Consider the following 12,465-nt stretch of genomic DNA (forward strand, 5'->3'; position numbering starts at 1 on the left):
ACATGGACGACATCCGCGTACTCATCGGCGACGACCACCGCATCGTGCGCGAAGGCCTGAAGCAGATGCTCGGCGACCTCTCCAACGGCCTGCCCTCGATGACCGTGCGCGCCGAAGCCCAGACCGGCCCGGAGGTGCTCGCCGCCGTACAGGAACTCGGCGGCCCCGACGGCCTCGACGTGGTGCTGCTCGACATCGCGCTGCCGGGGCGCGACGGCCTCGACGTCTTGCAGGCGTTGCGGAAGGACTGGCCCACGCTTCCGGTGCTGATGCTCAGCACCTACCCGGAGAAGCAGTACGCCGTGCGCTGCATCAAGCTCGGCGCCTCGGGCTACCTCAACAAGAGCGCCGATGCCGACGACATGGTGGGCGCCGTGCGCAAGGTGGCCGCCGGCGGCCTTTATGTCTCCGCGGCCACGGCAGAAGCGCTGGCCGCGGCCGTGGGCCGCAACGTGGGACAGGGCCCCGAGCAGCTCTCGCACCGCGAGCACCAGGTGTACCGCCTGCTCAGTACCGGCCACAGCGTGAGCGAAATTGGTGCGCAGCTCGGCCTCGCGTCCAACACCGTGAGCACCTACCGCGCGCGCATCCTCGAAAAGACCGGCACCAAGAACGACGTCGAGCTCGCGCTGTATGCCGAGCGCCACGGCAAGGCCGCCCCCGCGGCCTGAAAACGCAGCCGGCGGGCACTGCCTTGTAGTGCCAGCCCTACAAGGCCTCGACAAGCGCGGCACGATCTGCGGCCGCCGGGCCCTTGGGTCTCGCTTCCGGCCCGGGGCTTGCATCGTGGCAGGCATCTTTTCACCGAGGTGCACCACCATGTCCAGCCCATCCGATTCGACTGCCTGCGATCTCTACGACGCCGACCGGCCACTGAACATGCGCTGCGCCTGCGGCCGCAACCATGGCCGTGGGGCCACAGAGATCGACGTCAGCCCCGACGACAAGCTCGAAGCCAGCCTCATGAAGGCGCTGTTCCCGGTCGACAGCGTGCGCCGCGGCTTCCTGCGCGCCGTGGGCGCCAACACCGCGCGCGCCGCCATTGCCTCGGTATTGCCGCTGGGCGCACTGCAGGCCATGGCGCAGGACAAGGCACCGCTCGAAAAGACCAATCTCAAGATCGGCTTCATTCCGATCACCTGCGCCACGCCGCTCATCATGGCGCACCCGCTGGGCTTCTATCAGAAGCAGGGGCTCAACGTCGAGGTGGTCAAGACCGCAGGATGGGCGCTGATCCGCGACAAGATGCTCAACAAGGAATACGACGCCACGCATTTCCTGTCGCCCATGCCGCTCGCCATTTCGATGGGCGCGGGCTCCAACCAGGTGCCGATGAACGTCGCCACCATCCAGAACACCAACGGCCAGGCCATCACGCTGGCCAACAAGCACAAGGACAAGCGCGACCCGAAGATGTGGAAGGGCATGAAGTTTGCCGTTCCCTTCGAGTACAGCATGCACAACTTCCTGCTGCGCTACTACGTGGCCGAGGCGGGCCTGAACCCCGACACCGACATCCAGATCCGCGTGGTGCCGCCGCCCGAGATGGTGGCCAACCTGCGCGCCGGCAACATCGACGGCTACCTGGGCCCCGACCCCTTCAACCAGCGTGCGGTGTTCGAGGAAATCGGCTTCCTGCACCTGCTGACGCGCGACCTGTGGAACGGCCATCCCTGCTGCGCCTTCGGCACCTCGGCCGAATTCATCGAGAAGAATCCCAACACCTTTGCCGCGCTGGTGCGCTCGGTGCTCACCGCATCGGCCATGGCGCGCGACCCGAAGAACCGCGAGCTCATCGCCAAGGTGATCGCGCCCGCGCAGTACCTGAACCAGCCCGAGACCGTACTGACGCAAGTGCTCACGGGCAAGTTCGCCGACGGCCTGGGCAACATCCGCACCGTGCCCGACCGCGCCGACTTCGATCCGATCCCGTGGCAGTCGATGGCCGTGTGGATGCTCACGCAGATGAAGCGCTGGGGCTATGTGAAGGGCGACGTCAACTACCGGCAGATTGCCGAGAAGGTGTTCCTGCTGACCGATGCGAAGAAGCGCATGAAGGAGCTCGGCCAGGCCGCGCCGGAAGGGGCGTACCCCAAGTTCACCATCATGGGCAAGGTGTTCGATCCCGCGAAGCCCGACGACTACGTCAAGAGCTTTGCCATCGGCAAGATGGCCTGAACCATGCGCGGCAAGAAAACCCCTCTTTCGCTGAAGGCGGCGCTGGTGTCGCTCCTGATGTTCCTGCTGCTGGTCGGCGCGTGGCAGCTGGCCACCCTGCCCGCGGCCGGCGCCGGTGCCGCCGCGGGCATGACCGCCGAGCAGATCGAATACCAGAAGATGCTCGGCAAGGATCCGGGCGGGCAGGTCAAGAGCTCGGGCTTTCCCACGCCGGCGGAAATGGCCGTGACCGCCTGGAAGCATCTCTCGAACCCCTTCTACGACAACGGGCCCAACGACAAGGGCATTGCCATTCAGCTGGCGTACTCGCTGGCCCGCGTGGGGCTGGGCTTTCTGCTGGCCTGCGTGGTGGCGGTGCCGCTCGGCTTCGTGATCGGCATGTCGCCGCTGCTGCACAAGGCCTTCGATCCGTTCATCCAGGTGCTCAAGCCCATTTCTCCGCTGGCGTGGATGCCGCTTGCGCTCTACACCATCAAGGACTCGTCGGTCAGCGGCATCTTCGTGATCTTCATCTGCTCGGTGTGGCCGATGCTGCTCAACACCGCCTTTGGCGTGGCCTCGGTCAAGCGCGAATGGCTCAACGTGGCGAGCACGCTGGAGGTGAAGCCGCTGCGCCGCGCGTTCCGCGTGATCCTGCCGGCGGCCGCGCCCACCATCCTCACGGGCATGCGCATCAGCATGAGCATCGCGTGGCTGGTCATCGTGGCGGCCGAGATGCTGGTCGGCGGCACCGGCATCGGCTACTTCGTCTGGAACGAGTGGAACAACCTCTCGCTCACCAACGTGATCTTCGCGATCCTGGTGATCGGCATCGTCGGCATGCTGCTCGACCAGGCCTTCGCGGGCCTGCAACGGAAAGTGACCTATGTGGAGTGATCGATCGGAACGAGGCGCCCCCATGACAACTGCTTCCGCCCTGCGGCCCGCCACCAGCGGCTTCCTGCGCATCGAGGGCCTGGCCAAGGCCTTCGTGCCGGCGCGGCCGGTGTTCGCGGACGTATCGTTCACGCTGGATCGCGGCGAGTTCGTCTGCATCATCGGCCACTCGGGCTGCGGCAAGACCACCATCCTCAACGTGCTGGCGGGCCTGGACCAGGCGAGCGCCGGCCATGTGTTCATGGACGGCCGCGAAGTGGCCGGACCGAGCCTGGAGCGCGGCGTGGTGTTCCAGAGCCACGCGTTGATGCCGTGGCTCACGGTGCGCAGGAACATCGCCTTCGCGGTGGCTTCGCGCTGGCCCGACTGGTCGGCCGCGCAGGTCAACACGCAGGTGGAGCGCTTCGTGGCCATGGTGGGTCTCGACGCCGCCATCGACAAGAAGCCCGCGCAGCTTTCGGGCGGCATGAAGCAGCGCGTGGGCATTGCGCGCGCCTTTGCCATCCAGCCCAAGATGCTGCTGCTCGACGAGCCCTTCGGCGCGCTGGATGCGCTCACGCGCGGCACCATCCAGGACGAGCTCATGGCCATCGTGCGCCAGACGCAGCAGACCGTCTTCATGATCACGCACGACGTGGACGAGGCGATCTTGCTGGCGGATCGCATCCTGCTGATGACCAACGGCGCCGACCAGCCGGGCGGCGGCTGGCGCGCCGGCAACATCGCCGAGACCGTGGTCAACCCGCTGCCGCGCGAGCGCACGCGCGCTTCGCTGCACCACCTCGATGGCTACTACGCGCTGCGCAACCACATCGTCGATTTCCTCGTCACGCGCGCCAAGGCGTCGTGACTCTTTCTTCGTTCTTCTTCTTCATTTCAATCAGGAGCAAACCCGCATGAACCGCAACGACGTCACCGAGAAGATCATCACCGTGAAGGTGTCCAAGGGCATCCAGTGGGCCGATGTGGCGAAGAAAGTCGGCCTCTCGAAGGAGTGGACCACCGCCGCATGCCTCGGGCAGATGACGCTCGACGACAAGCAGGCCAAGGTCATCGGCAAGATCTTCGGCCTGACCGCCGAGGAGCAGAAGTGGCTCCAGGTGGTGCCCTACAAGGGCTCGCTGCCCACGCCCGTGCCGACCGATCCGCTCATCTACCGCTGGTACGAGGTGGTGAGCGTATACGGCACCACGATCAAGGAACTGATCCATGAAGAATTCGGCGACGGCATCATGAGCGCCATCGACTTCAGCATGGACATCCAGCGCCAGGCCGATCCCAAGGGCGACCGCGTCAACGTGGTGCTCTCGGGCAAGTTCCTGCCCTACAAGACCTATTGACGCGGCCCCTCGGAACGTCAGAACGCGGCGTGCTCGGCCGGCCTCGGCCGCCATGCGGGGCGGCGCGGGGCCGAGATGCTGCCGCCCTCGATGGCGCCCGCAATCGAGCGGGCCACGGCTTCCGCGGGCACCGCGATGCGCCGGCGCGTGACCATGCGCTCGAAGCTGCTGCAGGCCGCGATGCGGTCGGCCAGCGTGCGGTCCGCCTCGCTCACGTCGGGGCGAACCACCGTCACGCGCACCTTCCCTGCGTGCTCCTGCCGCAGGCCTTCGGAGATGGCGTCCACCGCGTACTGCGTGCCGCAATACACGGCCGAGTTCGGCGACACGCCCTGCGCGGGCACCGGCGCCACGTTGACGATGTGGCCCCAGCCCTGTTCCTGCATGGTCGGCAGCACCGCTGCAATGCCCAGCAGCACGCCGCGCAGGTTCACATCGAGCATCAGCTCCCATTCGTCGACCTTGCGCGTCCACAGCGGCGACAGCGGCATCACGCCCGCGGCGTTCACCAGCACGTCGATGCGGTCGTGCGTTTCGAGTGCGAATTCGGCAAATGCTTCCACGTCGGGCCGGTAGGTGACGTCCAGCCGCTGGAAGCTCGCGGTGCCGCCGGCGGCGGTGATTTCTTTGGCCAGCGCTTCGAGCCGGTCGGTGCGGCGCGCGCCAAGCACCACCTTGGCGCCGCGCCGCGCCAGGAGCCGCGCGGCCGCCGCGCCGATGCCACCACTTGCGCCCGTGATGAGGACGACTTTTTCCTGGATTGCGCTCATGAGACTCTCCTCGTGCGATGGGTGTGGACCATGGCGCAACGCTGCGCCGGGCATGGAGGCAAGTCTCTCGCGGATGGGGCCGCGGGCGTTATCCGGATCGAACGGGCTTCTTGCCTGATCCTGCAAGACCTGAGGTCCTTGCCGGCGCTCAGCTGCCTGCCGCGGCGGCCGGCCGGCGAAGCTCCTTGCCCGCCATGGCGCCAAGCGTGCGCAGGCCCTTCTCGATGCGCGCGTCCCAGCCGTGGCCGCCGCTCAGGCGCAGGCAGTGGGCGTACTTGCCGCTGGCCGAGAACACCACGCCGGGCGCAAAGCAGATGCGTTTCTCCAGCGCCTGCGCAAACAGGAGCCGCGTGTCCGCGGGTTCGGGCAGCTCGACCCACAGCACGAAGTTACCCGCCGGCCTCGACACCTTGGTGCCCGGCGGGAACGCCTGCTCGATCACCCGCGTCATGCGCTCCAGCGTGTCGGCGAACTCGCGCCGGACCCGGCGCAGGTGGCGGTCGTAGTCGCCGTTCGACAGGAAGGTGGCGAGCGCCACCTGCGTCAGCACCGGCGTGGCGAGGCTGGTGGCGAACTTGGTTTCGAGCACCCGGGCCATGTGGCGGCGCGTGGCGATCCAGCCGATGCGGTAGCCGGGCGCGAGCGTCTTGGAGAACGAGCCGCAATAGATGACGTTGTCGTGCGTGTCGAGCGCGCTGAAGGGCAGGGGCCGCTCCTCGCCGAAATGGACGTCGCCGTACACGTCGTCCTCGATCAGCGGCACGCCGTGTTTGGCCAGGAGGCGCAGCACGGCGCGCTTGTTTTCTTCGGGCATGGTGCAGCCGAGCGGATTGCTGAAGCTCGACGCCAGCACGCAGGCGCGCACCTTGCCCGAGGCCACGACTTCGCGCAGCGCATCGACCGAGACGCCGGTGTCGGCATCGGTCGGCAGCTCGACCACCTTGAGCCTTTTTGCGCGCAGCACCTGCAGCAGCCCGAAGTAGGTCGGTGATTCGATGGCGACGGTGTCGCCGGGCTCCGTGACCGCGTCGAGCGCGAGCGCCAGCGCCTCGGTGCAGCCGCAGGTGATGGCGATGTCGTCGGGCGCCAGCGCCTGCCCGAAGCGCAGCGCGCGGCGCGCAATCTCCAGGCGCAGCGACATCTCGCCGTGCGGCGGCGAGTAGGTGTTGCACTGGCTGCCCTTCACGCGGGCCGTGCGGGCCAGCACGAGGTCGAGCCTGGAGGAAGACAGCAGCCGCTGGTTGGGAATGGCGCAGCCGAGCGGCACGAAGGCTTCGTCCGACGCGTGCTTCAGCAGGTCGAGCATGAGGCCCGAGAGTTCCACCTTGGCCGGCCGGATCGAATGGCGCGCGGTGGTGGGCACGGGCAGGGCGGGCGGCGCCTTGGCGACGTAATAGCCCGATTGCGGCCGTACTTCGAGAATGCCGCGGTCTTCGAGCAGGCGGTAGGCCTGCACCGCGGTGCTCAGGCTGGTGCGCTGCTGCGTGCTGATCTCGCGCAGCGAGGGCGCCCGCGCACCGGGCTTCAGCGTGCCGCGGCCGGCCAGGCCGGCCACGAAATCGGCAATTTCTTCATAGCGGAACCGGGGGGGCTGCGACACGGATCACTCCTGCTGGCGTGGATGGCACTGCACGCAACTGTACTGCATCGAATTTCATAAAAGTGTGGCTGTTATCGACAGTCATGAAACTGCAACATCGGAGCCATCGACAGCAATGGATCAAGCGGCAGCACATGGCACGGTTTCCAGACAACGAAATCATTTCCCTCGTCAGCAAGGCGCCGCGCTTCGACCTTGCCGAAAGCGTGGGGCCGAGCGTGCGGCTGTCGGAGCTGGTCGACATGGCCTTCGGCGACGATGCCGACTTTGCGCTGGACTACGGTACGGCGGCGGGCAGCCCGGGCCTGCGCCAGGAAATCGCGAACGAACATGGCGTCGACGCCGACGACGTGGTGGTCACGGTCGGCGGTGCCCACGCCCTTTTTCTCATCGCCTTCACGCTGTGCCAGGCGGGCGACGAAGCCGTCGTGGCCGAGCCGGTGTTTCCGTTGGCGCGCAACGCGCTGACTGCCGTCGGCGCCACCACGCGCGTGCTGCCGCTGAGCTTCGACACCGGCTACCGCATCGACCTGGATGCGCTGCGCCAGCTGCTCTCCTCGAAAACCAAAGTGGTGAGCCTCGCCTCGCCGCAGAACCCTTCGGGCGTCGCGATTCCGGCCCAGACCTTGCGCGAGATCGTGGCGATGCTGGCCGAACATGCGCCGAAGGCCTGGCTCGTGATCGACGAGACCTACCGCGAGGCTGCCTATGGCGACGATGCCGCGGCGCCGGGCGCCGTCAACTTGGGCGGCAGGGTGGTCTCGGTGTCCTCGCTGTCCAAATGCCATGGCTCGGCGGGCCTGCGCATCGGCTGGGCCATCACGCGCGACACGGCACTGCGCCAGGCGCTGGTCACGGCGAAGTTCAGCACGGTGATCTCCTGCTCGCCGGTCGACGAGGCACTCGCGCTGGCTGTCTTCAGGCAGCGCGACCGGATCATCGGCGAGCGGCGAAAGCTCCTCTCGCAAAACCTGCAGTTCACCGAGAGCTGGGTGTCGCGCCACTCGGGCCACATCGAGTGGGTGCGTCCGGATGCCGGGGCGCTGTGCTGCATGCGGCTCAGGCGCGAGCTCTTCGATGCCGCGGCCGTCGAGCGCTTCTATGCGGCGCTGGCCAGGTACAGCACGCGCGTCGCGCCCGGCCCATGGTTCGGGGACGACCCGCTGGTGTTCCGCCTGGGGTTCGGATTGCCGACGCTCACGCAGCTGGCGATTGCGCTGGAGTGCGTGTCGGTTGCGCTGACGGAAGCCGCGCGGCTCGATAGCTAAGGCCAGTCAATACGGCGGTGCCTTGCGCGCCCGCTGCGCGCGCGCCGCTTCGGTCCACCAGGCCAGGTCGTCGGCGAACCTTCCGAAGGAGCGATCGAGCGATTCGCCCGCGCTGCCGTTCGCATCGAGCGTTTGCGAAATGGGCCCGACGGCCAATGTGCTCGACACGACGACCATTCCCATCTCCGACAGGATCGAGTGCCACACGGTGCCGGAGCGCACGCCGGAGAACCGGCCGGCCGAATAGCTGGCCACGGCGGCCGGGCGCCAGAACCATTCCTCGAGGAAGTGGTCGGTCAGGTTCTTCAAGCCGGGCTGCGGGCCCCAGTTGTATTCGCCGGTCACGAAGACGAAGGCGTCCGCGCCGCGTATCTTCTGCGCCAGCGCTTCCATGGCCGCGGGCGCGGTGCCCTGGGGGTATTCCTTGTACATGCGGTCGAGCATGGGCAGGTCGACGGCCTTGGCGTCGATCAGCTCGGCTTCGGCGCCTCGCGCGTTGAGTCCCGCCACCAGGTAGTCCGCCAGGCGAATGCCCATGCGGTCCGACCGGTACGAGCCATAGAACACCAGAATCCTGTCTGCCATCTTCGCTCCGTTCGAGGCCGGGATGGCCGTGGGGCGAAGGCTACAACATCGGCTCGCCCGCGCCGCAATTGGTTGCAGCAACTTGCGGGCTGGCTACCATGCCGGTCCATGAACCTGCTGCCCATTCTGCGCACCACCGCCTCGATGCTCGTCCTGCTGCTCGCGGGGCGCGTGGGCGCCGCGCCGTCGGCGCAGTTGTTCGATGCGGTGAAGAAGCCGGAATCGCTGGATGCGGATTGGCGCGCGCGCTTGTGCGCGCTGTTGCCGCAGCCCTGCGATCCGCAGGCGCTGGGCCTGTACCGGCCGCGCGGCGCGGCGGCAGGGGACTACGCGGTGTTCTCGGGCGAGCCGCTGGCCATGGCGCGCATCAGGCGCATTGCAGGCACGTGGCAGCTCAGCCGCCTGCACGACTTCAGCAGCTATGCGGCCGCGTTGATGAGGAAAGCAGCGGACCCCGGCATGGCGGACGCGCGCATTTCCCTCGCGCCGGCGCTCTACCCGCTGGCAGAAGGGCGGTGGGCCGCGGCCGTGCTCCAGACGGTGTCGGAGATGTATTCGGGCGGCGGCGCTTCGTTCAGCAAGGCCGACTTCGTGCCGCTCGAGGACGCAACCAGGGCCGTATACGAAGGCATTCCTTTTTCATGCTCGAAGATGATCCGCGCCTGCTTCAGCGAAAAGGAATACAAGCGGTCGAAGCATTGCCACGACGAGAGCAGCGGCAGCCTCCGCATCACCTACGGCGAACCCGCCAGGCCAGGCGAGGCCTACAGCTGGCAGTACACGTGGCTGCAGAGCGAATGGCCGCAGAACACGCCCGCCAGCGACACCACCACCACGCGCCTTCACTTCACCGCCAGGACCACCGAAAGGGTGAGCTTCTGCGGCGGGCCGCAGTAGCACACGCGTTCGAGTGGGTGCCCGAGTGGCACGCATTCTGCTTGGAAGAAAACGTCCAGGAGAAATGCCGGCTCGATGCTTCGAGTTAGTGCATTACCGAAGGCGACAGCCCATAACGCTCAGGTCCCAAGACTGGACAACTTGACCAACGCTGGAGAGCGCTGCCCGGGGTTCTGAATACAAAGGACTCCGAGGGCGGCCGCCGAAGGGGCAAGCCTTGCGCGATGAGCGTGCATGGTGAATCTCTCAGGCCAAAGGACAGCAGGGGCATCTCGCGCAGTGCGCGGGGTGGCCTTTGCGCGCTTCCGGAGGCTTCTTCTTCATGACTTCTGTTCGAGCGCACCGCGCCTGAATCGAAACCCGTTCCTCACGATTTTTCAACCGGAGAACCGAAGATGCTGTCGAAACGAAACCTGAAAGCCGTTGTCGCGGGCGCCATGCTTGCCGCTGCCGCCGCAACAAGCGCGTTCGCACAGGATGCGGGCAAGGTGCTGCGCCTGGTGCCGCAGTCGGACCTGAAGATTCTCGACCCGATCTGGACCACCGCGTTCGTCACGCGCAACCACGGCTATGCCGTGTACGACACGCTCTTCGGCGTGGACGAACAGGGCAAGGTCAAGCCGCAGATGGTCGACAAGTACACCACCGGCGCCGACGGCAAGACATGGACCTTCACGCTGCGCAAGAGCCTGGAGTTTCATGACGGCAAGCCGGTCACCTCGGAAGACGTGCTGGCGTCGCTCAAGCGATGGGGCCAGCGCGACGGGCTGGGCCAGAAGATGTACGCCGCGCTCGACAAGGCCGAGGCCGTCGACGCCAACACCTTCAGGCTGGTGTTCAAGGACAGCTTCGGCATGGTGCTCGACGCGCTGAGCAAGCCCTCGTCGAATCCGCCCTTCATCATGCCGGCGCGCGTGGCCGCCACGCCGGCCGACAAGCAGATCGACGACGCCACGGGCTCGGGTCCCTACATCTTCAAGAAGGAAGAGTACCGCCCTGGCGAGAAGGTGGTCTACCTGAAGAACACCAGGTACGTGCCGCGCACCGAGGCAGCTTCGGGCACGGCGGGTGGCAAGAACGTGTACGTCGACCGCATGGAATGGATCATCCTGAAAGACGCCCAGACGCAGGCCAATGCGCTCGCCAACGGCGAGGTCGACATGATCGAATGGCTGCCGCCGGAGCAGTACACGGCACTCAAGAACAACTCCGCCATCACCGTCGACAACCCGATCCCGAAGGGCTCGTTCGCGCTGCACCTGAACCACGTCATCCCGCCCTTCGACAATCCGAAGATCGCGCAGGCCGCCATCATGGCCATCAATCAGGAGGCGCTGATGCGCGCCCAGATGGTGCACAAGGAGCTCTACAACAGCTGCGCCTCGGTCTACCCGTGCGGCACGATGTTCTCGAACGACAAGACCGGCTACTTCACCGGCAAGCCGCAGTTCGAGAAAGCCAAGGCGCTGCTCAAGGAAGCGGGCTACGACGGCAAGCCGGTCGTGCTGATGTATCCAGCCGACTTCGCGCTGCTCAACAAGTTTCCGCCGGTGATGGCGCAGCTGCTGAAGCAGGCCGGCTTCAACGTCGATATGCAGTCGATGGATTGGCCCACGCTGGTCACGCGCCGCGCCAAGAAGGACCCGGTCGACAAGGGCGGCTGGAACCTCTTCATCACCGGCTGGGGCATTGCCGACAACATGAACCCGATGTTCTACGCGCCTCTCACGGGCAACGGCGAGAAGGGCTGGTTCGGCTGGGCCACCGACGACAAGCTCGAACAGCTGAAGTTCGACTTCCTCGCGAGCGCGGACGAGGCCAGGCGCAAGGAATTGGCCACGGCCATCCAGCAGCGCGTGTACGACACCGGCATCTACGCGCCGATCGGCGAATACAAGCCGCTCACGGCCTACCGCAAGGGTGTGGTGAGCGGCGTGGTGCGCTCGCCGGTCAATGTGTTCTGGAACATCAGGAAGAGCTGAGCGCGCCGCGTCGCCATACCCATGCAGATCTTTCTTGTGCGCCGCATCCTGTCGACCGTGCCGGTGCTCGTCATCGTCGCGTTGATCGTGTTCCTCATGCTCCGGCTGGCGCCCGGCGATCCGGCCGCCGCCATCGTGGGCGACAGCGGCACCAGCGAGAACATCGCCAAGGTGCGCAGCCAGCTGGGGCTGGACGATTCGCTGCCCACGCAGTTCGTGCGCTGGAGCGGGCAGTTGCTGCGGGGCAACCTGGGCGAGTCCTACTTCATGAAGAAGACGGTGGTGGAACTGATCGGGCAGCGCATCGAGCCGACGGTGTCGCTTGCGGCGGTCACGCTGGTGGTCACCATCCTGATCGCGGTGCCGCTGGGTGTGGTGGCCGCCTGGCGCCATGGCGGCTGGCTCGACCGCATGCTCATGGGCTTCTCGGTCATGGGCTTTTCGATACCGGCCTTCGTGATCGGCTACGTGCTCATCTGGATCTTCGCGCTGCACCTGCAGCTGCTGCCGGTGCAGGGCTACGCGCGGCTGAGCCAGGGGCCCTGGCTCTGGATCAAGCACCTGATCCTGCCGTCCATCACGCTGTCGATCATCTACGTGGCGCTGATTGCACGCGTCACGCGCGCGGCCGTGGCCGAGGCCATGACCGAAGACTACATCCGCACCGCGCGCGCCAAGGGCATTTCGGAAAAACGGGTGCTGATGCGGCATGCGCTGGCCAATGCGGCGATTCCGATCGTCACGGTGATCGGCATCGGCATTGCGCTGCTGATCGGCGGCGTGGTCGTCACCGAAACCGTGTTCGCGATTCCGGGCCTCGGGCAGCTCACGGTCGATGCGGTGCTGTCGCGCGACTTTCCGCTGATACAGGGCATCACGCTGTTCTTTTCCGTCGTCTACGTGCTCATCAACCTGCTGATCGACCTGAGCTACCTGGTGTTCGACCCCCGCATCCGCTATTGAGGCGCA

The 12,465-nt window shown here is 66.5% G+C and carries 12 protein-coding genes and 1 riboswitch; of the genes, 9 read left to right on the forward strand and 3 right to left on the reverse strand.

Annotation, left to right across the window (positions count from 1 at the left end):
• Positions 1-2 precede the first annotated feature (2 nt).
• The 5 genes from ACAM54_RS06975 (at position 3) to cynS (ending at position 4,394) form a co-directional block, all read left to right on the forward strand.
• Positions 3-671: a response regulator gene (locus ACAM54_RS06975; protein ID WP_369650264.1), complete on the forward strand. Its 669-nt coding sequence runs from the start codon at positions 3-5 to the stop codon at positions 669-671.
• A gap of 148 nt (positions 672-819) precedes the next feature.
• On the forward strand, positions 820-2,178 hold the full coding sequence (locus ACAM54_RS06980; protein ID WP_369650265.1) for a CmpA/NrtA family ABC transporter substrate-binding protein: 1,359 nt from the start codon (positions 820-822) through the stop codon (positions 2,176-2,178).
• A 3-nt stretch (positions 2,179-2,181) separates the two neighbouring features.
• Positions 2,182-3,054, forward strand: a complete 873-nt coding sequence (gene ntrB, locus ACAM54_RS06985; RefSeq protein WP_369650266.1) for a nitrate ABC transporter permease — start codon at positions 2,182-2,184, stop codon at positions 3,052-3,054.
• Positions 3,055-3,076: 22 nt separating this feature from the next.
• On the forward strand, positions 3,077-3,904 hold the full coding sequence (locus ACAM54_RS06990) for an ABC transporter ATP-binding protein (RefSeq protein WP_369650267.1): 828 nt from the start codon (positions 3,077-3,079) through the stop codon (positions 3,902-3,904).
• Positions 3,905-3,950: 46 nt separating this feature from the next.
• Positions 3,951-4,394, forward strand: a complete 444-nt coding sequence (gene cynS, locus ACAM54_RS06995; RefSeq protein ID WP_012746482.1) for a cyanase — start codon at positions 3,951-3,953, stop codon at positions 4,392-4,394.
• A gap of 17 nt (positions 4,395-4,411) precedes the next feature.
• Here the strand turns inward: cynS and ACAM54_RS07000 are convergent, their stop codons facing one another.
• Together ACAM54_RS07000 and ACAM54_RS07005 are read right to left on the reverse strand one after the other, a co-directional pair.
• Positions 4,412-5,164, reverse strand: coding sequence for an SDR family oxidoreductase (locus tag ACAM54_RS07000; protein WP_369650268.1), 753 nt, complete (start codon positions 5,162-5,164; stop codon positions 4,412-4,414).
• Positions 5,165-5,312: 148 nt separating this feature from the next.
• Positions 5,313-6,764 (reverse strand): PLP-dependent aminotransferase family protein, encoded by a 1,452-nt coding sequence (locus tag ACAM54_RS07005; RefSeq protein WP_369650269.1) that lies wholly within the window; start codon positions 6,762-6,764, stop codon positions 5,313-5,315.
• 134 nt (positions 6,765-6,898) lie between these two features.
• On the opposite strand from ACAM54_RS07005, the gene ACAM54_RS07010 reads away from it, so the two are divergent.
• Complete coding sequence (locus ACAM54_RS07010) at positions 6,899-8,032, forward strand: pyridoxal phosphate-dependent aminotransferase (protein WP_369650270.1); 1,134 nt, start codon at positions 6,899-6,901, stop codon at positions 8,030-8,032.
• A gap of 6 nt (positions 8,033-8,038) precedes the next feature.
• Here ACAM54_RS07010 and ACAM54_RS07015 read toward each other — a convergent pair whose 3' ends face one another.
• Positions 8,039-8,617, reverse strand: a complete 579-nt coding sequence (locus ACAM54_RS07015; protein WP_369650271.1) for an NADPH-dependent FMN reductase — start codon at positions 8,615-8,617, stop codon at positions 8,039-8,041.
• A gap of 108 nt (positions 8,618-8,725) precedes the next feature.
• On the opposite strand from ACAM54_RS07015, the gene ACAM54_RS07020 reads away from it, so the two are divergent.
• The 3 genes from ACAM54_RS07020 (at position 8,726) to ACAM54_RS07030 (ending at position 12,459) form a co-directional block, all read left to right on the forward strand.
• Positions 8,726-9,514, forward strand: a complete 789-nt coding sequence (locus tag ACAM54_RS07020) for a hypothetical protein (protein ID WP_309924763.1) — start codon at positions 8,726-8,728, stop codon at positions 9,512-9,514.
• A gap of 141 nt (positions 9,515-9,655) precedes the next feature.
• Positions 9,656-9,786: riboswitch (glycine riboswitch) on the forward strand.
• A 123-nt stretch (positions 9,787-9,909) separates the two neighbouring features.
• Complete coding sequence (locus tag ACAM54_RS07025) at positions 9,910-11,496, forward strand: ABC transporter substrate-binding protein (protein ID WP_369650272.1); 1,587 nt, start codon at positions 9,910-9,912, stop codon at positions 11,494-11,496.
• A gap of 21 nt (positions 11,497-11,517) precedes the next feature.
• Positions 11,518-12,459: an ABC transporter permease gene (locus ACAM54_RS07030; protein ID WP_192326675.1), complete on the forward strand. Its 942-nt coding sequence runs from the start codon at positions 11,518-11,520 to the stop codon at positions 12,457-12,459.
• The last annotated feature ends 6 nt before the right edge of the window (positions 12,460-12,465 follow it).

This window comes from Variovorax sp. V93, assembly GCF_041154485.1.
Taxonomy (GTDB): Bacteria; Pseudomonadota; Gammaproteobacteria; order Burkholderiales; family Burkholderiaceae_C; genus Variovorax; species Variovorax beijingensis_A.